This is a genomic window from Enterobacter sp. Crenshaw (genome assembly GCF_024734705.1).
Classification (GTDB): Bacteria; Pseudomonadota; Gammaproteobacteria; order Enterobacterales; family Enterobacteriaceae; genus Enterobacter; species Enterobacter asburiae_B.
Genome location: NZ_CP102932.1, coordinates 1284658 through 1309615 on the forward strand (window position 1 = coordinate 1284658; position 24958 = coordinate 1309615).

24 protein-coding genes are annotated in these 24958 nt (G+C 55.2%); 21 read left to right on the forward strand and 3 right to left on the reverse strand.

Features of this window, described 5'->3' with window-relative positions:
• Positions 1-9 precede the first annotated feature (9 nt).
• Positions 10-1689 (reverse strand): potassium-transporting ATPase subunit KdpA, encoded by a 1680-nt coding sequence (kdpA, locus tag NWV12_RS06015; RefSeq protein ID WP_048981056.1) that lies wholly within the window; start codon positions 1687-1689, stop codon positions 10-12.
• Positions 1689-1778: a K(+)-transporting ATPase subunit F gene (gene kdpF / locus NWV12_RS06020; protein ID WP_014069365.1), complete on the reverse strand. Its 90-nt coding sequence runs from the start codon at positions 1776-1778 to the stop codon at positions 1689-1691. Before kdpF ends, kdpA begins: the two co-directional genes overlap by 1 nt.
• Before the next feature lie 308 nt (positions 1779-2086).
• On the opposite strand from kdpF, the gene NWV12_RS06025 reads away from it, so the two are divergent.
• The 7 genes from NWV12_RS06025 (at position 2087) to nei (ending at position 8195) form a co-directional block, all read left to right on the forward strand.
• Entirely contained in the window at positions 2087-2293 is a 207-nt protein-coding gene (locus NWV12_RS06025; RefSeq protein WP_023310781.1) for a YbfA family protein, read from the forward strand.
• A gap of 600 nt (positions 2294-2893) precedes the next feature.
• A complete protein-coding gene (gene phrB / locus NWV12_RS06030; protein ID WP_048981058.1) occupies positions 2894-4306 on the forward strand; it encodes a deoxyribodipyrimidine photo-lyase in 1413 nt (470 codons plus the stop codon).
• Between the two features lie 10 nt (positions 4307-4316).
• Positions 4317-5060 carry a type 2 GTP cyclohydrolase I gene (locus NWV12_RS06035; protein WP_023310783.1) on the forward strand — a complete coding sequence of 248 codons (744 nt, stop codon included), beginning with the start codon at positions 4317-4319 and terminating at the stop codon, positions 5058-5060.
• A gap of 14 nt (positions 5061-5074) precedes the next feature.
• Complete coding sequence (pxpB, locus tag NWV12_RS06040) at positions 5075-5731, forward strand: 5-oxoprolinase subunit PxpB (RefSeq protein ID WP_045887708.1); 657 nt, start codon at positions 5075-5077, stop codon at positions 5729-5731.
• Positions 5725-6657 (forward strand): 5-oxoprolinase subunit PxpC, encoded by a 933-nt coding sequence (gene pxpC / locus NWV12_RS06045; protein ID WP_048981061.1) that lies wholly within the window; start codon positions 5725-5727, stop codon positions 6655-6657. Before pxpB ends, pxpC begins: the two co-directional genes overlap by 7 nt.
• Positions 6644-7384 carry a 5-oxoprolinase subunit PxpA gene (gene pxpA / locus NWV12_RS06050; protein WP_048981063.1) on the forward strand — a complete coding sequence of 247 codons (741 nt, stop codon included), beginning with the start codon at positions 6644-6646 and terminating at the stop codon, positions 7382-7384. Before pxpC ends, pxpA begins: the two co-directional genes overlap by 14 nt.
• Positions 7385-7403: 19 nt before the next feature.
• Positions 7404-8195 carry an endonuclease VIII gene (gene nei / locus NWV12_RS06055; RefSeq protein WP_048981065.1) on the forward strand — a complete coding sequence of 264 codons (792 nt, stop codon included), beginning with the start codon at positions 7404-7406 and terminating at the stop codon, positions 8193-8195.
• Between the two features lie 99 nt (positions 8196-8294).
• Here the strand turns inward: nei and NWV12_RS06060 are convergent, their stop codons facing one another.
• The gene (locus NWV12_RS06060) at positions 8295-9578 is read right to left on the reverse strand and encodes a citrate synthase (protein WP_023334930.1); all 1284 of its coding nucleotides are present in this window, start codon (positions 9576-9578) and stop codon (positions 8295-8297) included.
• A 639-nt stretch (positions 9579-10217) separates the two neighbouring features.
• On the opposite strand from NWV12_RS06060, the gene sdhC reads away from it, so the two are divergent.
• From sdhC to tolQ, 14 genes are all read left to right on the forward strand, one after another.
• A complete protein-coding gene (gene sdhC / locus NWV12_RS06065; RefSeq protein WP_020684965.1) occupies positions 10218-10622 on the forward strand; it encodes a succinate dehydrogenase cytochrome b556 subunit in 405 nt (134 codons plus the stop codon).
• A complete protein-coding gene (sdhD, locus tag NWV12_RS06070; RefSeq protein ID WP_008501088.1) occupies positions 10616-10963 on the forward strand; it encodes a succinate dehydrogenase membrane anchor subunit in 348 nt (115 codons plus the stop codon). The genes sdhC and sdhD overlap by 7 nt, the downstream gene beginning before the upstream one ends.
• Positions 10963-12729 carry a succinate dehydrogenase flavoprotein subunit gene (gene sdhA, locus NWV12_RS06075; RefSeq protein ID WP_023310789.1) on the forward strand — a complete coding sequence of 589 codons (1767 nt, stop codon included), beginning with the start codon at positions 10963-10965 and terminating at the stop codon, positions 12727-12729. The genes sdhD and sdhA overlap by 1 nt, the downstream gene beginning before the upstream one ends.
• 15 nt (positions 12730-12744) lie before the next feature.
• Entirely contained in the window at positions 12745-13461 is a 717-nt protein-coding gene (gene sdhB, locus NWV12_RS06080) for a succinate dehydrogenase iron-sulfur subunit SdhB (protein WP_008501090.1), read from the forward strand.
• A gap of 219 nt (positions 13462-13680) precedes the next feature.
• Entirely contained in the window at positions 13681-16488 is a 2808-nt protein-coding gene (gene sucA, locus NWV12_RS06085) for a 2-oxoglutarate dehydrogenase E1 component (protein WP_033144953.1), read from the forward strand.
• A 14-nt stretch (positions 16489-16502) separates the two neighbouring features.
• Positions 16503-17723: a 2-oxoglutarate dehydrogenase complex dihydrolipoyllysine-residue succinyltransferase gene (gene odhB, locus NWV12_RS06090; protein ID WP_008501093.1), complete on the forward strand. Its 1221-nt coding sequence runs from the start codon at positions 16503-16505 to the stop codon at positions 17721-17723.
• Positions 17724-17806: 83 nt separating this feature from the next.
• On the forward strand, positions 17807-18973 hold the full coding sequence (gene sucC / locus NWV12_RS06095; protein WP_023310791.1) for an ADP-forming succinate--CoA ligase subunit beta: 1167 nt from the start codon (positions 17807-17809) through the stop codon (positions 18971-18973).
• Positions 18973-19842, forward strand: a complete 870-nt coding sequence (gene sucD / locus NWV12_RS06100; RefSeq protein ID WP_008501094.1) for a succinate--CoA ligase subunit alpha — start codon at positions 18973-18975, stop codon at positions 19840-19842. The genes sucC and sucD overlap by 1 nt, the downstream gene beginning before the upstream one ends.
• A 732-nt stretch (positions 19843-20574) precedes the next feature.
• On the forward strand, positions 20575-22143 hold the full coding sequence (gene cydA / locus NWV12_RS06105) for a cytochrome ubiquinol oxidase subunit I (protein ID WP_023310795.1): 1569 nt from the start codon (positions 20575-20577) through the stop codon (positions 22141-22143).
• Positions 22144-22158: 15 nt separating this feature from the next.
• Complete coding sequence (cydB, locus tag NWV12_RS06110) at positions 22159-23298, forward strand: cytochrome d ubiquinol oxidase subunit II (RefSeq protein WP_048981067.1); 1140 nt, start codon at positions 22159-22161, stop codon at positions 23296-23298.
• A gap of 14 nt (positions 23299-23312) precedes the next feature.
• Positions 23313-23426 carry a cytochrome bd-I oxidase subunit CydX gene (gene cydX / locus NWV12_RS06115; RefSeq protein ID WP_003858598.1) on the forward strand — a complete coding sequence of 38 codons (114 nt, stop codon included), beginning with the start codon at positions 23313-23315 and terminating at the stop codon, positions 23424-23426.
• Positions 23426-23716: a cyd operon protein YbgE gene (gene ybgE, locus NWV12_RS06120; RefSeq protein WP_014831116.1), complete on the forward strand. Its 291-nt coding sequence runs from the start codon at positions 23426-23428 to the stop codon at positions 23714-23716. Before cydX ends, ybgE begins: the two co-directional genes overlap by 1 nt.
• 148 nt (positions 23717-23864) lie before the next feature.
• Complete coding sequence (ybgC, locus tag NWV12_RS06125; protein ID WP_003858593.1) at positions 23865-24269, forward strand: tol-pal system-associated acyl-CoA thioesterase; 405 nt, start codon at positions 23865-23867, stop codon at positions 24267-24269.
• Complete coding sequence (tolQ, locus tag NWV12_RS06130; protein ID WP_008501101.1) at positions 24266-24958, forward strand: Tol-Pal system protein TolQ; 693 nt, start codon at positions 24266-24268, stop codon at positions 24956-24958. Before ybgC ends, tolQ begins: the two co-directional genes overlap by 4 nt.

Sequence of the window (24958 nt, forward strand, 5' to 3'; positions counted from 1 at the left end):
TCCGCAAAATCAGCGTAAAGAGAGGTATTCCGCGACCGGGCCTAACGCGAGGGCGGGGATAAAGGTCAGGGCGCCGACCAGTAACACGGTGCCCGTCAGCAGGCCGATAAACAGCGCGCCGTGGGTTGGTAATGTCCCGGTGGTGGTCGGCTGGATTTTTTTATTCACCAGCGATCCGGCAATCGCCAACACCGGCACAATGATCCCAAAGCGACCCACAAACATGCAGAATGCCAGCAGGCAGTTCCAGAACGGTGAGTTGGCGCTTAAGCCCGCAAAGGCGCTGCCGTTGTTGTTGGCGGCAGAGGAGACGGCATACAGCACTTCGCTAAAACCGTGAATGCCGGGGTTAAAGATGCCGCTGCGTCCGGCCTCGGTCATCAGCGCCAGCGCGGTACCGAGCAGCACAAGCGCCGGGGTAACCAGAATCGCCAGCGCGGTTAATTTCATCTCGCGAACGTCGATTTTTTTACCGAGGTATTCCGGAGTGCGGCCAATCATCAAACCGGCAATAAATACCGCCAGCAGCACGAACAGCAGCATGCCGTAAAGACCCGAGCCCACGCCGCCAAAGACGACTTCGCCAATCTGCATCAGCCACATCGGGATCATGCCACCCAGCGCCGTAAAGGAATCATGCATGGCGTTGACTGCCCCGCACGAGGCCGCCGTGGTGACTACCGCATACAGGCTGCTGGCAAGAATGCCAAAGCGGCTCTCTTTACCTTCCATATTGATATTGCTGTTGGCCCCCAGCTGCATGAAATGGCCGTTGCCGCTCCATTCAGCCCACATCACCAGCGCCACGCAGACTACAAAGATAAGTGACATCGTCCAGAGCAGGGTGCGGCCCTGACGTCGATCGTTAACCACGTCACCAAAGGCGAAGCAGAGCGCGGCGGGGATCAGGAAAATCGCCAGCATCTGCACAAAATTGGTTAATGCGGTAGGGTTTTCAAACGGATGCGAAGAGTTGGCGTTGAAGAAGCCACCCCCGTTCGTCCCGAGCATTTTGATGGCTTCCTGTGACGCTACTGGCCCCATCGGCAGGAGCTGTTTTGCACCTTCCAGCGAGGTATAGGGCGCGTAAGGCATCAGGTTTTGCAGGGTGCCCTGCTGGATAAAGAACAGCGCGATCAGCAGCGCAATTGGCAGCAGGATCCATAGCGTAATGCGCGTCAAATCCACCCACGCGTTACCCAGGGTATTGATTTTCTGACGCGCAAACGCACGCGTCAGTGCGAAGATCACGGCGATACCGCTGGCGGCCGAGAGGAAGTTTTGCACGGTTAACCCGACCATCTGGCTGAAATAGCTCAGCGTGGTTTCACCGGCGTAGGACTGCCAGTTGGTGTTAGTGACAAAGCTCACCGCCGTGTTCAGCGCAAGATGCCAGGACAGGCCCGGTAACTGTTGCGGATTCAGCGGCAGGATGCCCTGCAGCATCAGCATGGCAAAAAGCGCAATGAGCCCAACGATATTCAGCAGCAAAATGGCGATCAGATACTGACGCCAGTTCATCTCCCGATCGTCTATTCCCAGCACGCGCCAGATCCCTTTTTCAACGCTTCCCGTGCCGGGCAAAGGAACGTTGTTGATCAATCGTGCCAGTCCCGATCCCAGTGGCCTTGCCAGAATGAACAGTACCACTAAGAAGCTGGCAATAAGCAGAAACGCCTGAGCAGCCATCAGAAGGCCTCCGCATTTATCAGGGCATAGACCAGATAACCCAATAACAGGAACACCAGCACGATGCCGGCAATAAGACCTGCACTCACAATCCACCTCCAGGTGACTTTCGTTGTTGTACTAACGGTAGGATTTCCGGCGCAAAGATTTCGCAAAAATGGGGAGGGCGGGTGTAAAAAAAGTATAAAAATGGCAAAGCCCACAATTTAACTATTGATAAGTAAACCGTTAACTTTTTTGTAACTTAATTACGGCGTGAATGTAAATATTCACTAAATGGGCAAAAATAAGTGGTCGGATGAGTAGTAAAATTACAAACAAAGCGATATTATTTTAGCCAGGTCACAGATTTTGAATTTTCCGGATGACGTTTCCGGCCAACTATAGGGGAGAAAATATGGATCTTTATAAAGAGTATCCGGCTCATATCGTGTTTTTGCGCCGCGCTTTCGCCGTAGTGGCTGGCGTGCTGGCTCTGCCGGTGATGCTGTTCTGGAAAGATCGTGCACGTTTTTACAGCTATCTGCACCGCGTCTGGGCGAAAACCAGCGAGAAGCCGGTGTGGATGGATCAGGCCGAGAAAGCGACCTGCGATTTCTACTGATACTAAGACTACACATAGCAATAAAAAAAACCGCCACATTAACTGTTGGCGGTTTTTTTGTCCCTCGGGATTCGCGGTCCGTTGGGTGGTCTTGCAGCCCCTACCCGGGATTTTTATCATACCCTCCTGTAAGCAGATGGCAATCCCTCGAAGCCTTTATACATTCCTAATTTTATTCGAGTATCTTACCTTCGCAGCGGATGTTAATTATGATGCTGCGTCCCTTTCCGCCATCTCGCAAATGGGCATCGGTCCTGGGAAAGGTGTATTTACAGCCGTAAAGCAGCCCGCCTACCCGGGCTTGTGTCCACCGACTTATCACCGGTGGTGAACGGTGGAGCGGTTAGCAGCAGGGACCGCATAATGAAACGCTATTTTTGCATCGCGTTCATTGTCGCCAGCGTACTCGTTGTAAAGAGCGATGAACCTAATGGGTTTGTCGCGTTAACCACGATAGCGCAGGACAAGTAGCGCTAAGGCCGCCTCGGGCGGCCTTTTTTATTTCATCCCGTCTACACTTCATGGCAAAGTAGTTCAATGCATGCTTTTTCCTTTTACGGCATGCCCTTACGGACATAATGGATAATTGCCTGGAGTTTTATGCCCACCCATCTGGTTTGGTTTCGCGCGGACCTGCGCGTACATGACAATATCGCCCTTGCGGCAGCCTGCCGCGCCAAAGACGCTAACGTACTGGCCCTGTTTATGGCCACGCCCGAGCAGTGGCGGCAGCACGATATGGCCCCCCGGCAGGCGGCCTTGCTCCGGGCGTATCTGAACGATCTGCAGCACTCGCTCGCTGGAAAAGGCATACCGCTTCTCTATAAAGAAGTGGGTGATTTTGCCGCACAGCTTCAGACGGTGCAGGAGATCTGTAAGCAGCACAACGTCACGCATCTTTTTTACAACTATCAGTACGAATTCAACGAGCAGCAGCGCGACCGCCAGCTGGAGAAGATGCTGGAAGGGGTGGTCTGCGAAGGGTTTGATGACAGCGTGATGCTGGCACCGGGCAGCGTGATGACCGGCAACCACGAGATGTATAAAGTTTTTACGCCGTTTAAAAACGCCTTTATCAAACGTCTGAAAGAGGCGCTGCCGGAGTGCGTGGCCGCGCCTGCCGTGCGAGGCGAAGCCATAAAGGATCTTCCTGAACTGACGTTTGATTACCCTCAGCAGCCGTTTGATGAAACGCTGTTCCCCGCCGATGAGAAAGCGGCTATCGCCCAACTGCGCCAGTTCTGCAAGCAGGACGCGGGCTATTACGACGCGCGTCGGGATTTTCCCGCCATCGAGGGCACCAGCCGCCTGTCGGCCTGTCTGGCGCTGGGCGCGATCTCACCGCGCCAGTGTCTGCATCGTCTGCTGGCGGAGCAGCCGCAGGCGCTGGAGGGTGGCGCAGGGTCCGTCTGGCTGAATGAACTTATCTGGCGCGAGTTTTATCGCCATCTGATGACCTTTCATCCAGGTTTATGTAAGCATCTGCCCTTCATTGGCTGGACCGATAACGTAAAGTGGCAATCGAATGATAAGCAGCTGAAAGCCTGGCAAACAGGGCAGACGGGTTACCCGATAGTCGATGCCGCCATGCGTCAGCTTAATGAGACGGGGTGGATGCATAACCGCCTGCGGATGATTACCGCCAGCTTTCTGGTGAAGGATCTGCTTATCGACTGGCGTATCGGAGAGCGCTATTTTATCTCTCAGCTGATCGATGGCGATCTCGCGGCGAATAACGGCGGCTGGCAGTGGGCAGCCTCTACCGGCACCGATGCCGCGCCCTATTTCCGGATTTTCAATCCGACCACTCAGGGGCAAAAATTTGATGCGGACGGCGAGTTTATCCGCCGCTGGGTTCCTGAACTTAACGCTATACCTGCTAAAGCGATCCACGAACCGTGGGCATGGGCGGATAAACAGCGTGTAAAGCTGGATTACCCTCGTCCGATTGTCGACCATAAACAGGCGCGTGTCGCCACGCTGGCGGCGTACGAAGCTGCCCGCAAAGCATAAGAGAGTGATGATGAAAAACAGCGAACTGGAAAGCCTGATTAACGAAAAACTGAACAGTACCTCTTTCAGCGATTACGGCCCGAACGGGCTCCAGGTTGAAGGTCGTGAGACGGTGCAAAAAATTATCACCGGCGTGACGGCAAGCCAGGCGCTGCTGGACGAGGCCGTTCGTCAGAACGCCGACGCGGTGATTGTTCATCACGGTTACTTCTGGAAAAACGAATCGCCGATTATTCGCGGGATGAAGCGCAATCGTCTGAAAACGCTGCTGGCTAATGACATCAACCTGTACGGCTATCATCTGCCGCTGGATGCGCACCCGGAGCTCGGCAACAACGTCCAGCTGGCGCAGCTACTGGGGATTACCGTGATGGGGGAAATTGAACCGCTGGTGCCGTGGGGCGAGCTGGCGATGCCGGTTCCGGGGCTGGAGCTGGCCTCGTGGATTGAAGCGCGCCTGGGCCGTCGTCCGCTGTGGAGCGGTGATACCGGTCCGGATACGGTGAAGCGTGTCGCATGGTGTACCGGCGGTGGTCAGGGCTTTATCGACAGCGCCGCGCGTTTCGGCGTCGATGCTTTTATCACCGGCGAGGTTTCCGAGCAGACCATTCATTCGGCGCGTGAACAGGGGCTGCATTTTTATGCGGCTGGCCATCATGCCACCGAGCGCGGCGGCATTCGCGCCCTCAGCGAGTGGCTGACGGAAAATACCGATCTGGATGTGACCTTTATTGATATCCCTAACCCAGCCTGACGAGAGGTAGTTAAGTGCAGCGAGCGCGTTGTTATCTTCTGGGTGAAACCGCCGTGGTTCTGGAGCTTGAACCACCGGTGACGCTTGCCACGCAAAAGCGTATCTGGCGGCTGACCCAGCGTCTGGCCGAACTACCGGAGGTGGTTGAAGCCATTCCGGGGATGAATAACATCACCGTGGTGCTGCGTAGCCCGCATACCCTGGCGCTGGATGCCATTGAGCGTTTGCAGCGCTGGTGGGAAGAGAGCGAGGCGCTGGAGCCGGAATCGCGCGCCATTGAGATCCCGGTCGTTTATGGCGGTACGGGTGGGCCGGATCTTGGCGTGGTGGCAGACCACTGCGGATTAACCGAAAAGCAGGTTGTTGAGCTGCACAGCTCGGTTGACTACGTGGTCTGGTTCCTGGGGTTTCAGCCCGGATTCCCGTATCTGGGCGGATTATCTCCCCGGCTGCATACGCCACGCCGTGCCGAGCCGCGCCTGAGCGTCCCGGCGGGAACGGTGGCTATCGGCGGCGAGCAGACCGGCGTTTATCCGCTGACATCGCCTGGCGGCTGGCAGCTTATTGGGCATACCGCTACACCGTTATTTGAACCCGGGCTGGAGACGCCAATACTCCTGCGTCCCGGCGATACCCTTCGCTTTATCCCGCAGAAGGAGGGGGTATGTTAACGCTTATTCGCGCCGGGCTTTACACCTCCGTACAGGATGCCGGGCGCTTTGGTCTTCGCCAGTCGGGCGTGAGCTACTGCGGTGCGCTTGACCGTCCTTCGCTGGAGATTGCCAACCTGCTTGTGGGCAACCCAGGCAGCACGGCGGCGCTAGAAATTACGCTGGGTCAGTGTGTGATTGAGTTTGGTCAGGAGACCTGGTTTGCCTTAACCGGCGCAGGGTGTGATGCGACGCTGGATGGCAAAGCGGTGTGGACCGGCTGGCGGCTGCGGGCGAAAGCCGGGCAGCGCCTGACGCTCAAACGTCCGCTGCACGGCGTGCGTAGCTATCTCGCGGTGGCTGGCGGCATCGACGTGCCGGAGGTATTGGGTTCATCCAGTACCGATCAAAAAGCCGGGATCGGCGGTCACGAAGGACGTTTGTTGCGCGACGGCGATCGGCTGGCAATCAAACCCTCCGCGCGCCATTTCTCGACCACGCAGGGCGTAAAACAGCTGCTGTGGGGAAACCAGATCCGTGCCTTACCGGGGCCGGAATATCATGAGTTTGACGAGGCTTCTAAAGAGTCCTTCTGGCGCGCGCCGTGGAAGATCAGCCCGCAGAGTAACCGCATGGGCTACCGCCTGCAGGGTCAGCCGCTGACCCGCACGACGGACCGGGAACTGCTCTCCCACGGTTTATTGCCTGGGGTTATTCAGGTGCCGGGGAACGGTCAGCCCATCGTGTTAATGAACGATGCGCAAACTACCGGCGGTTATCCGCGCATTGCCTGCATTATTGAAGCGGATCGCTACCATCTGGCGCAAATTCCTCTCGGCCAGCCGATTCACTTCGTGCAGTGTTCGCTGGAGGAGGCGCTGAAAGCGCGGCAGGATCAGCAGCGTTATCTCGAACAGCTGGCGTGGAGGCTTGATGGTAAAGATTGATTTGAACGCCGATCTGGGGGAGGGAAGCAGCGCTGATGCGGAACTGATGACCCTGGTCACCTCGGTCAATATCGCCTGCGGCTTTCACGCGGGGGATGCCCAAACCATGCTGGAGAGCGTGCGTAATGCTATTAAAAACGGCGTCGCGATTGGGGCTCACCCCAGCTTTCCCGATCGGGAAAACTTTGGCCGCACGGCGATGGATCTTCCCCCTGAGACGGTCTACGCGCAGGTGCTCTACCAGATCGGCGCGCTGGAGGCGATGGTGCGCGCCCAGAACGGCGTGATGCGCCACGTGAAGCCGCACGGCATGCTTTACAACCAGGCGGCGAAAGATGCGGATCTGGCGGACGCCATTGCCCGCGCGGTGCGGGACTGCAGCCCGCAGCTGATCCTTGTGGGTCTGGCGGGAAGCGAGCTGATTCGCGCCGGACAACGGCTGGGGCTGACCACGCGTCAGGAAGTGTTTGCCGATCGGGGATACCTGCCGGACGGCAGCCTGGTTCCGCGGACGCAGGCCGGGGCGCTGATTACCGATGAAGGCAAAGCGCTGGCGCAGACGCTGGAGATGGTGCGCGCCGGGCGGGTGATCGCCGTGGATGGAACACCGGCAAACGTTCAGGCCGATACGGTATGTTTACACGGCGACGGCGAGCATGCGCTCCAGTTCGCGCGCCGCTTGCGGGCAGCGTTCTCTGAAGAGGGCATCCTCGTCAGCGCCGAATAATGACGATAAGGACACAAAAATGCCAGAAGGTCCGGAGATCCGCCGCGCGGCGGATAGCCTGGAGGCGGCGATAAAGGGCAAACCCCTGACGGATGTCTGGTTTGCTTTTCCTCAACTGAAACCGTTTGAATCACAGCTGGTGGGCCAGACGGTGACCCATATTGAAACGCGCGGCAAGGCCTTGCTCACGCACTTTTCCCATAACCTGACGTTATATAGCCATAACCAGCTTTACGGAGTCTGGCGCGTGGTGGAGGCGGACGAGCAGCCACAAACCACCCGCGTGCTGCGCGTCAGGCTGCAAACGGCGGATAAGGCGATCCTGCTCTATAGCGCGTCGGATATCGAAATGTTAACGCCGGAGCAGCTGCTGACGCACCCGTTCCTGCAGCGGGTCGGGCCGGACGTGCTGGACATGCGCCTGACGGCAAGCGACGTGAAGGCCCGGCTGCTATCCCCTAAATTCCGCAACCGGCAGTTTTCCGGGTTATTGCTCGATCAGGCTTTCCTGGCTGGTTTAGGCAACTATTTGCGGGTTGAAATCTTATGGGAAGTCGGGCTGGCGCCGCAGCATAAAGCGTCTCAGCTGAGCGATGAACAGCTGGAGGCGTTATCCCACGCGCTGCTGGATATTCCGCGGCTGTCGTACAACACGCGCGGCGTGGTGGATGAGAACACGCATCACGGGGCGCTGTTCCGGTTCAAGGTGTTTCATCGGGCGGGGAAAAAGTGCGAGCGATGCGGCGGGATTATTGACAGGATTATGCTCTCTTCGAGACCCTTTTACTGGTGCCCGCACTGCCAGAAATAAAAGTAAAACGGTAACTCAGGGGTTACCGTTTTTAAGGTGTTCACCCTCTCCCTGTGGGAGAGGGCCGGGGTGAGGGCATCAGGCCGCACCCAACTCCTGTTAGCGCTTAATATCAGACTTAAAATCACGCTGCTCGTAGCCGGTGTACAGCTGACGAGGACGGGCGATTTTCATGCCTTCGCTGTGCATTTCGTTCCAGTGCGCAATCCAGCCTACGGTACGGGCCATGGCGAAGATCACGGTGAACATGGAAGACGGAATGCCCATCGCTTTCAGAATAATGCCAGAGTAGAAATCGACGTTCGGGTAGAGTTTCTTCTCGATGAAGTACGGGTCGTTCAGCGCGATGTGTTCCAGCTCCATCGCCACTTCCAGCAGGTCATCTTTGGTACCCAGCTCTTTCAGCACTTCGTGGCAGGTCTCACGCATAACGGTAGCGCGCGGGTCGTAGTTTTTGTAAACACGGTGACCGAAGCCCATCAGGCGGAAGGAGTCATTCTTGTCTTTCGCACGACGTACGAACTCAGGAATGTGCTCAACGGTGCTGATCTCTTCCAGCATCTTCAGTGCCGCTTCGTTCGCGCCGCCGTGCGCCGGTCCCCACAGGGAGGCGATGCCCGCAGCGATACAGGCGAACGGGTTCGCGCCTGAAGAGCCCGCGGTACGGACGGTAGAGGTAGAGGCGTTTTGTTCGTGGTCAGCGTGCAGGATCAGAATACGGTCCATCGCGCGTTCCAGCACCGGGTTCACTTCGTACTCTTCGCACGGCGTGGAGAACATCATGCGCAGGAAGTTACCCGCGTAGGAGAGGTCGTTGCGCGGATACACAAACGGCTGGCCGATGGAGTATTTGTAACACATCGCCGCCATGGTAGGCATTTTGGACAGCAGGCGGAACGCCGCGATATCGCGGTGACGCGGGTTATTCACGTCAAGGGAGTCGTGGTAGAACGCCGCCAGCGCACCGGTAATCCCGCACATCACCGCCATCGGGTGAGAGTCACGACGGAACGCATGGAACAGACGGGTAATCTGCTCATGGATCATGGTGTGACGGGTCACGGTGGTTTTGAATTCATCGTACTGTGCCTGCGTCGGTTTTTCGCCGTTCAGCAGGATGTAGCACACTTCCAGATAGTTGGATTCGGTGGCTAACTGATCGATGGGGAAGCCGCGATGGAGCAGGATACCTTCGTCACCGTCAATGTAGGTGATTTTGGATTCGCAAGATGCGGTAGAGGTAAATCCAGGGTCAAAGGTGAATACACCTTTAGAGCCCAGCGTACGGATATCAATAACATCCTGACCGAGCGTGCCTTTTAGCACATCCAGTTCAATAGCAGTGTCACCATTTAGGGTGAGCGTTGCCTTTGTATCAGCCATTTACGGTCTCCTTAGCGCCTTATGCTTAAGACTGCGCTTTACCGGATTTGCTTTCAGCTGTTAATCACCGTTACCAGATTGTTATTTGGCTTACCGCTCAGCTCACGAGGACAAACCAGGGTACAGAGCTATGGCGCCTTGCAGGTAAACGAATGAAATATCAGTGAAACAACAGCAAATCAGCGTTTTTGCAGTCCGAATTATTCAAACCTGTATATCACTAATAACTGTCCTGATAACTTCGGTCAATACCATCACACTGTTACATAACTATTTGTCAGGTGAAAGAGAGACCTCATAACTTTTGCGCATTATATGCCTTTTCTGATGACGTTTGTAACAATATTGTTTAACATTTGTCAAATCAGATGATTAAAAATTAAAAAGATGTTGTTATCGTGACCCTGATCACTGTTCCAGAGAAAACCCGACAAACTGTATGTAGGTTAATTGTAATGATTTTGTGAACGGCCTATACTGCCGCCAGGTCTCCGGAACACCCTGCAATCCCGAGCCACCCAGCGTTGTAACGTGTCGTTTAAGCATCTGGAAGCAGTGTTTTGCATGACGCGCAGTTATAGAAAAGGAACGCTGCTTGACCCGCATCGCAGTCCGGAGGAAGGAAACAATAAGAACAGCATGTGGGCGTTATTCATGATAAGAAATGTGAAAAAACAAAGACCTGTCAATCTGGATCTCAAAACGATCCGGTTCCCTGTAACAGCAATAGCGTCCATTCTGCACCGTGTTTCTGGTGTGATTACGTTTGTGGCGGTCGGTATTTTGCTGTGGTTACTGGGCACCAGCCTCTCTTCCCCTGAAGGATTCCTCCAGGCCTCCGCCATCATGAACAGCTTCTTCGTGAAATTTATCATGTGGGGCATTCTGACCGCGCTGGCGTACCACGTCGTCGTGGGTGTTCGCCATATGCTGATGGACTTTGGCTACCTGGAAGAGACTTTCGAAGCCGGGAAACGCTCCGCTAACATTTCATTTGTGATTACTGTCGTGCTTTCACTTCTCGCAGGAGTTCTCGTATGGTAAGCAACGCCTCCGCATTAGGACGCAACGGCGTACATGACTTCATTCTGGTCCGTGCTACCGCCATCGTTCTCACTCTTTACATCATCTATATGATCGGTTTCTTCGCGACCAGCGGCACGCTGACGTGGGAAATCTGGAGTGGGTTCTTCGGATCCGCCTTCACCAAAGTGTTCACCCTGCTGGCTCTGTTCTCCATCCTTATTCATGCGTGGATTGGCATGTGGCAGGTGTTGACCGATTACGTTAAACCGCTGGCGATTCGCCTCCCACTGCAGCTGGCCATTGTTGTTGCACTGGTGGTTTACGTTATTTATGGATTCGTTGTGGTGTGGGGTGTGTAATGAAACTGCCAGTCAGAGAATTTGATGCTGTTGTAATTGGTGCCGGTGGCGCAGGTATGCGTGCCGCACTGCAAATTTCCCAGAGCGGCCAGACCTGTGCGCTGCTCTCTAAAGTTTTCCCGACCCGTTCCCACACTGTGTCTGCGCAGGGCGGTATCACCGTTGCGCTGGGCAACTCCCATGAAGATAACTGGGAATGGCACATGTACGACACGGTAAAAGGTTCCGACTACATCGGCGACCAGGATGCCATCGAATATATGTGTAAAACCGGCCCGGAAGCGATTCTGGAGCTGGACCACATGGGTCTGCCGTTCTCCCGTCTGGAAAATGGCACCATCTATCAGCGTCCGTTTGGCGGCCAGTCGAAAAACTTCGGCGGCGAGCAGGCGGCACGTACCGCGGCGGCGGCTGACCGTACCGGTCACGCACTGCTGCACACCCTGTATCAGCAGAACCTGAAAAACCACACCACCATCTTCTCCGAGTGGTACGCGCTGGATCTGGTGAAAAACGCCGATGGCGCAATCGTCGGCTGTACCGCGCTGTGCATCGAAACCGGTGAAGTGGTTTACTTCAAAGCCCGCGCTACCGTGCTGGCTACCGGCGGCGCAGGCCGTATCTATCAGTCCACCACCAACGCCCACATCAATACCGGTGACGGCGTCGGTATGGCTATCCGCGCGGGCGTGCCGGTGCAGGATATGGAGATGTGGCAGTTCCACCCAACCGGTATCGCCGGTGCGGGCGTTCTGGTAACAGAAGGCTGCCGCGGTGAAGGTGGCTACCTGCTGAACAAGCACGGCGAGCGCTTCATGGAGCGTTATGCCCCGAATGCGAAAGACCTGGCGGGTCGTGACGTGGTGGCGCGTTCCATCATGATCGAAATCCGTGAAGGCCGCGGCTGTGACGGCCCGTGGGGTCCACACGCGAAGCTGAAGCTCGACCATCTGGGTAAAGAAGTTCTGGAGTCCCGTCTGCCGGGCATCCTGGAACTGTCCCGCACCTTCGCACACGTCGACCCGGTGAAAGAGCCGATTCCGGTTATCCCAACCTGCCACTACATGATGGGCGGTATTCCGACCAAAGTGACCGGTCAGGCGCTGACCGTAAACGAGCAGGGCGAAGACGTGGTCATTCCTGGCCTGTTCGCGGTAGGCGAAATTGCCTGCGTATCCGTACACGGTGCAAACCGTCTGGGCGGCAACTCCCTGCTGGACCTGGTGGTGTTTGGTCGTGCAGTCGGTCTGCATCTGCAGGAATCCATTGCCGAGCAGGGCGCGCTGCGTGACGCAACCGACGACGAAATTGATGCCTCTCTTGAGCGCCTCAACCGCTGGAACGGTAACCGTAACGGCGAAGATCCGGTGGAAATCCGTAAAGCGCTGCAGGAATGCATGCAGCACAACTTCTCGGTATTCCGCGAAGGCGACGCGATGGCCAAAGGTCTTGAGCAGCTGAAAGCGATCCGCGAGCGTCTGAAAAATGCCCGTCTGGACGACACCTCCAGCGAATTCAACACCCAGCGCGTTGAGTGCCTGGAGCTGGATAACCTGATGGAAACCGCGTTCGCGACGGCGATGTCGGCAAACTTCCGTACCGAAAGCCGTGGCGCGCATAGCCGCTTCGACTTCCCGGATCGTGATGACGAAAACTGGCTGTGCCATTCCCTGTATCTGCCAGAGTCGGAATCCATGACGCGTCGTAGCGTCAATATGGAACCGAAACTGCGTCCGGCGTTCCCGCCGAAGATTCGTACTTACTAATGCGGAGACAGGATAATGAAACTCGAATTCTCAGTTTATCGTTATAACCCGGATGTTGATGATGCTCCGCGTATGCAGGACTACACCCTGGAAGCGGAAGAAGGTCGCGACATGATGCTGCTGGATGCGTTAATCCAGCTGAAAGAAAAAGATCCTACGCTGTCGTTCCGCCGCTCCTGCCGTGAAGGGGTTTGTGGCTCTGACGGTGTGAACATGAACGGCAAAAATGGCCTGGCCTGCATCACGCCAATTTCAGCGCTGCAGCGTCCTGGTCAGAAAATTGTTATCCGTCCTCTGCCAGGCCTGCCGGTCGTGCGTGATTTGGTGGTAGACATGGGGCAATTCTATGCACAATATGAGAAGATTAAGCCTTACTTATTGAATAATGGGCAAAATCCACCCGCTCGCGAGCACTTACAGTCTCCTGAGCAGCGTGAAAAACTCGATGGGTTGTACGAGTGTATTCTCTGCGCATGCTGTTCAACGTCCTGCCCGTCGTTCTGGTGGAACCCGGACAAGTTTATCGGCCCGGCCGGTCTGCTGGCTGCCTATCGCTTCCTGATCGATAGCCGCGACACCGAAACCGATAGCCGTCTGGAAGGGCTGAGTGACGCTTTCAGCGTATTCCGCTGCCATAGCATCATGAACTGCGTCAGTGTGTGTCCGAAGGGGCTGAACCCGACGCGCGCCATCGGCCATATTAAGTCGATGCTGTTGCAGCGCAGTGCGTAAGTAGTGAGAGGGGAGCGCTGTTCCCCTCACCCTAACCCTCTCCCCAAGGGAGAGGGGACAGTTTGCAGAAACCTTTAAAAACTGCCCTGAAGTCTAGACAGTTTCTAAAGGTTCCTTCGCGGGCCACAAAGAGCTCGCAGGTGAACCCCGGCACGTACACATGGTGTGCGTGGTAGTTTCTACGGCGAAAGTAAGCATAAAAATGCTTAAGGGATCACGATGCAGAACGGCGCAATGAAAGCCTGGCTGGACTCTTCTTTCCTTTCTGGTGCAAACCAGAGCTGGATTGAACAGCTCTATGAAGACTTCTTAACCGATCCTGACTCAGTGGACGCAAACTGGCGTTCCATGTTCCAGCAGTTGCCTGGCACAGGGGTCAAACCGGATCAATTCCATTCCAAAACACGTGATTATTTCCGTCGTCTGGCGAAGGATGCCTCACGTTACTCTTCTGCGATTTCCGACCCTGACACTAATGCGAAGCAGGTTAAAGTCCTGCAGCTTATCAACGCTTATCGCTTCCGTGGTCACCAGCATGCGAATCTCGATCCGCTGGGACTGTGGCAGCAAGACCGTGTGGCCGATCTCGATCCGGCGTATCACGATCTGACCGAGGCCGATTTCCAGGAAAGCTTTAACGTAGGTTCCTTTGCCATCGGCAAAGACACGATGAAGCTGGGCGATCTGATTGACGCGCTCAAGCAAACCTACTGCGGCTCCATCGGCGCGGAATACATGCACATTACCTCTACCGAAGAGAAACGCTGGATCCAGCAGCGCATCGAATCCGTAGCGGGCCACGCGACCTTCTCGGCTGACGAGAAAAAACGCTTCCTGAACGAACTGACCGCAGCGGAAGGGCTTGAGCGCTATCTGGGCGCGAAATTCCCGGGCGCAAAACGCTTCTCGCTGGAAGGCGGCGACGCGCTGGTGCCGATGCTCAAAGAGCTGATTCGTCACGCAGGCAAGAGCGGCACCCGTGAAGTGGTACTGGGCATGGCGCACCGTGGTCGTCTGAACGTGCTGGTCAACGTGCTGGGTAAAAAACCGCAGGACCTGTTCGACGAATTCGCGGGCAAACATAAAGAACACCTCGGCACCGGCGACGTGAAGTACCACATGGGCTTCTCGTCGGATATCGAAACCGAAGGCGGTCTGGTTCACCTGGCGCTGGCGTTTAACCCGTCACACCTGGAAATCGTTAGCCCGGTGGTTATCGGTTCCGTGCGTGCGCGTCTGGATCGTCTGGACGAGCCGAGCAGCAATAAAGTTCTGCCAATTACCATCCACGGCGATGCGGCGGTAACAGGGCAGGGCGTGGTTCAGGAAACCCTGAACATGTCGAAAGCGCGTGGTTATGAAGTGGGCGGTACCGTTCGCATCGTGATCAACAACCAGGTGGGCTTCACCACCTCTAACCCGCTGGACGCGCGTTCTACCCCGTACTGCACCGACATCGGTAAGATGGTGCAGGCACCAATCTTCCACGTTAACGCGGATGACCCGGAAGCCGTTGCTTTCGTTACCCGTCTGGCGCTGGACTTCCGTAATACCTTTAAACGCGATGTGTTCATTGACCTCTTCTGCTACCGCCGTCACGGCCACAACGAAGCGGACGAGCCAAGTGCAACCCAGCCGTTGATGTATCAGAAAATCAAAAAACACCCGACCCCGCGCAAAATCTATGCTGACAAGCTGGAGAGCGACAAAGTGACGACGCTGGAAGATGCGACCGAAATGGTCAACCTTTACCGCGACGCGCTGGATGCGGGTGAATGCGTGGTGAAAGAACTGCGCCCGATGAACATGCACTCCTTTACCTGGTCGCCGTACCTCAACCACGAGTGGGATGAGAGCTACCCGAACAAGGTTGAGATGAAGCGCCTGCAGGAGCTGGCTAAACGCATCAGCACCGTACCGGACGCTATCGAGATGCAGTCTCGCGTGGCGAAAATTTACGCTGACCGTCAGTCCATGGCGGCAGGCGAGAAGCTGTTCGACTGGGGCGGCGCGGAAACGCTGGCTTACGCAACGCTGGTTGACGAAGGCATTCCTGTTCGTCTGTCCGGTGAAGATGCGGGCCGTGGGACCTTCTTCCACCGTCACGCGGTTGTTCACAACCAGTCCAACGGTTCAACCTACACCCCGCTGCAGCACGTGCACAACGGTCAGGGCCAGTTCAAGGTCTGGGACTCCGTGCTGTCTGAAGAAGCGGTTCTGGCCTTCGAATACGGTTATGCCACCGCTGAACCACGCACCCTGACCATCTGGGAAGCGCAGTTCGGTGACTTCGCCAACGGTGCGCAGGTGGTTATCGACCAGTTCATCTCCTCCGGCGAGCAGAAGTGGGGCCGTATGTGTGGCCTGGTAATGCTGCTGCCGCACGGTTATGAAGGTCAGGGTCCGGAGCACTCCTCCGCGCGTCTGGAACGTTATCTGCAGCTCTGCGCCGAGCAGAATATGCAGGTCTGCGTGCCGTCCACCCCGGCTCAGGTATACCACATGCTGCGTCGTCAGGCGCTGCGCGGTATGCGCCGTCCGCTGGTGGTGATGTCGCCGAAATCCCTGCTGCGTCACCCGCTGGCGGTGTCGAGCCTGGAAGAACTGGCGAACGGAACCTTCCTGCCAGCCATCGGTGAAATTGACGAGCTGGATCCGCAGGGCGTGAAGCGCGTGGTGATGTGTTCTGGTAAGGTTTATTACGACCTGCTGGAACAGCGCCGCAAGAACGATCAGAAAGATGTCGCCATCGTGCGTATCGAACAGCTTTATCCGTTCCCGCATCAGGCGATGCAGGAAGTGCTGAAACAATATGCTCACGTACATGATTTTGTCTGGTGCCAGGAAGAGCCGCTCAACCAGGGCGCATGGTACTGCAGCCAGCATCATTTCCGTGAAGTGATTCCATTTGGGTCAGCCCTGCGTTATGCAGGTCGCCCGGCCTCCGCCTCTCCGGCGGTAGGGTATATGTCCGTTCACCAGAAGCAGCAACAAGATCTGGTCAATGACGCGCTGAACGTCGATTAATTAAAGGATACAAAATGAGTAGCGTAGATATTCTTGTTCCCGACCTGCCTGAATCCGTAGCAGATGCGACCGTCGCTACCTGGCACAAAAAACCAGGCGATGCCGTTAAGCGCGATGAAGTGCTGGTAGAAATCGAAACTGACAAAGTGGTACTGGAAGTACCGGCTTCGGCGGATGGCGTTCTGGACGCGGTGCTGGAAGATGAAGGTACCACCGTAACCTCTCGTCAGATCCTGGGTCGCCTGCGTGAAGGCAACAGCGCGGGCAAAGAGTCCAGCGCGAAATCTGAAGAGAAAGCCTCTACGCCGGCTCAGCGCCAGCAGGCTTCTCTGGAAGAACAGTCTAACGACGCCCTCAGCCCGGCGATCCGTCGCCTGCTGGCTGAACACAGCCTTGACCCGGCAGCCATCAAAGGCACCGGTGTGGGCGGTCGTCTGACCCGCGAAGACATCGACAAACACCTTGCGAAAGCGCCTGCTCAGGCGGAAGCGAAAGCCCCTGCGGCAGCACCAGCAGCACAGCCTGCTCTGGGTGCCCGCAGCGAAAAACGCGTGCCAATGACTCGCCTGCGCAAGCGCGTGGCCGAGCGTCTGCTGGAAGCGAAAAACTCCACCGCGATGCTGACCACCTTCAACGAAGTGAACATGAAGCCAATCATGGACCTGCGCAAGCAGTACGGTGACGCGTTTGAAAAACGTCACGGTATCCGTCTGGGCTTTATGTCCTTCTACGTGAAAGCGGTAGTTGAAGCGCTGAAACGCTACCCGGAAGTGAACGCGTCTATTGACGGCGATGACGTGGTTTACCACAACTATTTCGACGTCAGCATGGCGGTTTCTACTCCACGCGGCCTGGTCACCCCGGTTCTGCGTGATGTGGATACCCTGGGTATGGCTGACATCGAGAAAAACATTAAAGAGCTGGCTGTTAAAGGCCGCGACGGCAAGCTGACCGTAGACGACCTGACCGGCGGTAACTTCACCATTACCAACGGCGGCGTATTCGGCTCGCTGATGTCCACCCCGATCATTAACCCGCCGCAGAGCGCGATCCTGGGTATGCATGCCATTAAAGATCGCCCGATGGCGGTAGACGGTAAAGTTGAGATCCTGCCAATGATGTACCTGGCGCTCTCTTACGATCACCGCCTGATCGACGGCCGCGAGTCCGTGGGCTTCCTGGTCGCGATTAAAGAGCTGCTGGAAGATCCAACCCGTCTGCTGCTGGACGTCTAGTTTTGCAGTCTTGCCCGGCGGCGTATGGCTGCCGGGCCAATAAAAGCACGACCTAACGATTACCTGAAGGATGGATAGAACACATGAACTTACATGAATATCAGGCCAAACAGCTGTTTGCCCGGTATGGCTTACCGGCTCCGGTGGGTTATGCCTGTACTACCCCGCGTGAAGCAGAAGAAGCCGCATCTAAAATCGGTTCCGGCCCTTGGGTAGTTAAGTGTCAGGTTCACGCTGGTGGCCGTGGTAAAGCGGGCGGTGTGAAGGTTGTTAAGAGTAAAGAAGAGATTCGTGCGTTTGCTGAACATTGGCTCGGCAAGCGTCTGGTAACGTACCAGACAGATGCGAACGGCCAGCCGGTTAACCAGATCCTGGTTGAAGCGGCGACCGATATCGCGAAAGAACTGTACCTGGGCGCGGTTGTTGACCGTAGCTCCCGTCGCGTGGTGTTCATGGCGTCTACCGAAGGCGGCGTGGAAATCGAAAAAGTGGCGGAAGAAACACCGCACCTGATCCACAAAGTGGCAATCGATCCGCTGGCAGGCCCAATGCCTTACCAGGGGCGCGAGCTGGCGTTCAAACTGGGCCTGGAAGGCAAGCTGGTTCAGCAGTTCACCAAGATCTTCATGGGTCTGGCGAACATCTTCCTGGAGCGCGATCTGGCGCTGATCGAGATCAACCCGCTGGTGATCACCACCCAGGGCGACCTGATCTGCCTCGACGGCAAGCTGGGCGCTGACGGCAACGCGCTGTTCCGCCAGTCCGATCTGCGCGAAATGCGCGACCAGTCTCAGGAAGATCCGCGTGAAGCGCAGGCTGCACAGTGGGAGCTGAACTACGTGGCGCTGGACGGCAACATCGGCTGCATGGTTAACGGTGCGGGCCTGGCAATGGGCACCATGGACATCGTTAAGCTGCACGGCGGTGAGCCAGCAAACTTCCTCGACGTAGGCGGTGGCGCAACCAAAGAGCGCGTAACCGAAGCGTTCAAAATCATCCTCTCTGACGACAACGTGAAGGCCGTTCTGGTTAACATCTTCGGCGGCATCGTTCGTTGCGACCTGATCGCCGACGGTATCATCGGTGCGGTAGAAGAAGTGGGTGTTAACGTTCCGGTGGTTGTGCGTCTGGAAGGTAACAACGCTGAACTCGGCGCGAAAAAACTGGCTGACAGCGGCCTGAATATTATTGCAGCGAAAAGTCTGACGGATGCAGCTCAGCAGGTTGTTGCCGCAGTGGAGGGGAAATAATGTCAGTTTTAATTAATAAAGATACCAAGGTTATCTGCCAGGGCTTCACCGGTAGCCAGGGGACTTTCCACTCCGAACAGGCGATTGCCTACGGCACGCAGATGGTTGGCGGCGTAACGCCAGGTAAAGGCGGCACCACGCATCTGGGCCTGCCGGTATTCAACACCGTGCGTGAAGCCGTTGAAGCGACGGGCGCAACCGCGACCGTGATCTACGTTCCGGCACCGTTCTGCAAAGACTCCATTCTGGAAGCGATCGACGCAGGCATCAAGCTGATCATCACCATCACTGAAGGCATCCCGACGCTGGATATGCTGACCGTGAAGGTGAAGCTGGATGAAGCAGGCGTGCGCATGATCGGCCCGAACTGCCCTGGCGTTATCACCCCGGGCGAATGCAAAATCGGCATCATGCCGGGCCACATTCACAAGCCGGGTAAAGTGGGCATCGTGTCCCGTTCCGGTACGCTGACCTATGAAGCCGTTAAGCAGACTACCGATTACGGCTTCGGCCAGTCCACCTGCGTGGGCATCGGCGGTGACCCAATTCCGGGCTCTAACTTCATCGACATCCTGAAGCTGTTCCAGGAAGATCCACAGACCGAAGCGATCGTGATGATCGGTGAGATCGGTGGTAGCGCGGAAGAAGAAGCCGCTGCTTACATCAAAGAACACGTGACCAAGCCAGTAGTCGGTTACATCGCGGGTGTGACCGCGCCGAAAGGCAAACGTATGGGTCACGCAGGCGCGATCATCGCCGGTGGTAAGGGTACGGCTGATGAGAAATTCGCAGCGCTGGAAGCCGCAGGCGTGAAAACCGTTCGCAGCCTGGCGGATATCGGCGAAGCACTGAAATCCATCATTAAGTAAGTCCTCTCTGCTCCCCGAAAGGGGGGCGTTGAAGTATAAAAATGTCCGTTTCGACATGGTTGGCCGCTGTAAAGCGGCCTTTTTTATTGCCTGCCGGGTGTCATGCAATAGTCACTAAATGGTGTTAATTAGAGAGGGGGGTAAAAGTAAAATAATTGTTATTTATTTACCTTAAAGAGAGCGGATGGAAAAAAACGAAAAACGCACTAAAATTTATGTCCTGAATAAATTAGGCATTCGGGCTTCTGAGTTAATAAAAATCACTTCTGTTTATATTCATCAATCGACTTGATAACCTTAATTGTATTTTATATACATATCTTTAACATGGTTTTTACTATGTTCACCGCATCAAAACACATTTAACACAACGGATTGTTTTTGATTTAAATCAATGTTTAATCCTTGGAAAAACCCATCAAAAGGCGGTAAATTGTCCCCGATCAAAATGGCCGAAAAGTGGTAATTTTGCTATAAATTGATCGCCGTCGAAAAACGTAAATGTGATTCAATAAAAACCTGTTTATTGTAAGGGTTTTGCAGCGTATTATATTTGCGGGATCAATTTGAGTTTTTTATTAACGTATTTGTAACCTCACGTCATCGTTTTTATCCTCCTTCAGGGTAATAACGACGACAAGGATGCGAATAATTTGTATTGGGGCATGCGTGTGGATCTCTCTCTGACGGGGTTCACTCTCGGAGTCTTCATGCGATGAGCAAGGAGTCATGATGTTAGATATAGTCGAACTGTCGCGCTTACAGTTTGCCTTGACCGCGATGTACCACTTCCTGTTTGTGCCACTGACGCTCGGTATGGCGTTCCTGCTGGCCATTATGGAAACGGTATACGTTCTCTCCGGCAAACAGATTTATAAAGATATGACCAAGTTCTGGGGCAAGTTGTTTGGTATCAACTTCGCGCTGGGCGTGGCAACCGGTTTGACCATGGAGTTCCAGTTCGGGACTAACTGGTCTTACTATTCCCACTATGTAGGGGATATCTTCGGTGCGCCGCTGGCCATTGAAGGTCTGATGGCATTCTTCCTCGAATCCACCTTTGTAGGTCTGTTCTTCTTCGGCTGGGATCGTCTGGGTAAAGTCCAGCATATGGCGGTAACCTGGCTGGTGGCATTAGGTTCGAACCTGTCCGCGCTGTGGATTCTGGTGGCGAACGGCTGGATGCAGAACCCTATCGCGTCTGATTTCAACTTCGAAACCATGCGTATGGAGATGGTCAGCTTTGCCGAGCTGGTCCTGAACCCGGTTGCGCAGGTTAAATTCGTTCACACCGTGGCTTCTGGCTACGTGTGCGGCGCGATGTTTGTACTGGGCATCAGCTCTTACTACATGCTGCGCGGTCGTGACTTCGCGTTTGCTAAGCGCTCCTTTGCTATCGCTGCAAGCTTCGGTATGGCTGCAATCCTCTCTGTTATCGTTCTGGGTGATGAATCCGGTTACGAAATGGGTGACGTGCAGAAAACCAAACTGGCCGCCATCGAAGCCGAATGGGAAACCCAACCGGCGCCTGCTGCCTTTACGCTGTTCGGTATTCCGGATCAGGACGCGCAGGAAAACCGCTTCGCCATTCAGATCCCTTATGCGCTGGGTATCATCGCCACCCGTTCTGTTGATAAGCAGGTGACCGGTCTGAAAGAGCTGATGGTTCAGCACGAAGAGCGTATCCGTAACGGTATGAAAGCCTACTCGCTGCTGGAACAGCTGCGTGCCGGTTCTACCGACCAGGCCGTTCGCGACCAGTTCAACAACGTGAAGAAAGATCTGGGTTACGGTTTGCTGCTGAAGCGTTATACCCCGAACGTTTCTGATGCGACAGAAGCGCAGATCCAGATGGCAACCAAAGATTCGATTCCACGCGTTGCGCCACTGTACTTCGCATTCCGTATCATGGTGGGCTGCGGCATCATCATGCTGCTGATCATTGCGGCGTCCTTCTGGTCCGTGATTCGTAACCGCATCGGCGAGAAAAAATGGCTGCTGCGCACCGCGCTGTACGGTATTCCACTGCCGTGGATCGCGATCGAATCCGGCTGGTTTGTTGCAGAGTACGGCCGTCAGCCATGGGCGATTGGTGAGGTACTGCCAACGGCGGTAGCGAACTCGTCCCTGACAGCGGGCGACCTGATCTTCTCCATGCTGCTGATCTGTGGTCTGTACACCCTGTTCCTGGTGGCTGAACTGTTCCTGATGTTCAAGTTCGCGCGCCTTGGCCCAAGCAGCCTGAAAACCGGTCGCTATCACTACGAGCAGTCCACTGCGACTACTCAGCCGGCACGCTAAGACAGGAGTCATCAAATGATCGATTATGAAGTATTGCGTTTTATCTGGTGGCTGCTGGTTGGCGTTCTGCTGATCGGTTTTGCCGTCACGGATGGTTTCGACATGGGGGTGGGGATGCTCACCCGTTTCCTCGGTCGTAATGACACCGAGCGTCGAATCATGATCAACTCCATCGCCCCTCACTGGGACGGTAACCAGGTGTGGCTGATCACCGCTGGCGGCGCGCTGTTCGCTGCCTGGCCGATGGTCTACGCGGCTGCGTTCTCCGGCTTCTACGTGGCGATGATTCTGGTGCTGGCCTCTTTATTCTTCCGTCCGGTTGGTTTCGACTACCGTTCCAAGATTGAAGACACCCGCTGGCGCAACATGTGGGACTGGGGCATCTTTATCGGTAGCTTCGTTCCACCGCTGGTGATCGGCGTGGCGTTCGGTAACCTGCTTCAGGGCGTACCGTTCCACCTGGACGAATACATGCGTCTTTACTACACCGGTAACTTCTTCCAGCTGCTGAATCCGTTTGGCCTGCTGGCCGGCGTGGTGAGCGTGGCGATGATCATCACTCAGGGCGCAACCTATCTGCAGATGCGTACGGTTGGTGAACTGCACCTGCGTTCTCGCGCGATGGCTCAGGTCGCTGCGCTGGTCACGCTGGTCTGCTTCGCACTGGCCGGTGTGTGGGTGGTGTACGGCATTGATGGTTATGTGGTGACCTCTGCAATTAACCACTCGGCACCGTCTAACCCGCTGACCAAAGAAGTGGCGCGTCAGGCTGGCGCATGGCTGGTGAACTTCAATAACACCCCTGCGCTGTGGGCGATCCCGGCTCTGGGCGTATTGCTGCCGCTGCTGACCGTGTTGACGTCTCGTCTGGAGAAAGGCGCGCTGGCGTTCGTGTTCTCTTCGCTGACCCTGGCGTGCATCATCCTGACGGCGGGTATTGCGATGTTCCCATTCGTCATGCCATCCAGCACCATGCTGAATGCTAGCCTGACCATGTGGGACGCAACGTCCAGCCAGCTGACGCTGAACCTGATGACGTATGTTGCTTGCGTGTTCGTACCGATTATCCTGCTCTACACCACCTGGTGTTACTGGAAAATGTTCGGTCGCATCACTAAAGAACATATCGAAAGCAACACCCACTCTATGTACTAAGTAAGGAGCTGAATATGTGGTATTTCGCATGGATTTTAGGGACGCTTCTTGCCTGTGCATTTGGTGTCATCACTGCCCTGGCGCTTGAGCACGTCGAAGCGACCAAAGCGGGTGAAGAAAAACACTGATGAATATTATCGCGACGCTTTACGCGGTAATGGACAAGCGCCCGTTACGGGCGCTTTCTTTAGTGATGGCATTACTGCTGGCAGGTTGTATCTTCTGGGACCCTTCGCGCTTTGCAGCGAAAACCAGCGAGCTTGAAATCTGGCACGGCTTTCTCATTATGTGGGCGGTCTGTGCAGGTGTGATCCACGGCGTCGGCTTTCGTCCGAAAGCCATTCACTGGCAGGGAATTTTTTGCCCGCTGATTGCCGATCTGGTGCTTCTCGCCGGTTTGATTTTCTTCTTCTTCTGAATAAGAAATGTCCGTTAACGTTATGGGCTTACCCGAGCCCATAAAAATTTACTCTCCGTTTACTTTCTCCCATTCCCAACCCTCTTTCCCGCGCGTATAGTAGCGAAGTTTAAAAGCATTAACTTTTGTTGCATTACCGGGATGTAAAGTGAATACAACGCTGTTTCGATGGCCGGTTCGTGTCTATTACGAAGATACCGATGCCGGTGGTGTGGTATACCACGCCAGCTACGTTGCTTTTTATGAACGGGCACGCACAGAGATGCTGCGCCATCATCACTTTAGTCAACAGGTGCTGTTGGCTGAGCGAGTTGCCTTTGTGGTACGCAAGATGACGCTTGAGTATTTTGCGCCTGCCAGACTCGACGATATGCTCGAAGTCCAAACTGAAATTACATCAATGCGCGGGACCTCACTGGTTTTCACGCAGCGGATAGTCAACGCAGAGAATACCGTACTGAACTCAGCTGAAGTGCTGATTGTTTGTGTTGATCCAACCATAATGAAGCCTCGTGCGCTTCCTAAGTCTATTGTCGCGGAGTTTAAGCAGTGACTGACATGAATATCCTTGATTTGTTCCTGAAGGCAAGCCTTCTGGTTAAACTTATCATGTTGATTTTGATTGGTTTTTCAATCGCATCCTGGGCCATCATCATCCAGAGAACGCGTATCCTCAATGCCGCTGGCCGTGAAGCTGAAGCGTTTGAAGATAAGTTCTGGTCGGGTATTGAGCTTTCTCGTCTTTATCAGGAAAGCCAGGGACGCCGTGAAAACCTTACAGGCTCCGAGCAAATTTTTTATAGCGGTTTCAAAGAGTTTGCTCGTCTGCATCGTGCAAACAATCATGCGCCGGAAGCGGTTGTAGAAGGTGCCTCGCGTGCGATGCGTATCTCTATGAACCGTGAGCTGGAAAATCTCGAAACGCATATTCCATTCCTCGGCACTGTCGGTTCCATCAGCCCGTATATCGGCCTGTTTGGTACCGTGTGGGGGATCATGCACGCCTTTATCGCGCTGGGCGCGGTGAAGCAGGCGACGTTGCAGATGGTTGCACCGGGTATCGCTGAAGCACTGATTGCGACCGCTATCGGTCTGTTTGCGGCAATTCCTGCGGTTATGGCTTACAACCGTCTGAACCAGCGCGTGAACAAACTGGAACTGAACTACGACAACTTTATGGAAGAGTTCACTGCGATTCTGCACCGTCAGGCGTTTACCAGCACCGAGAGCAACAAGGGGTAA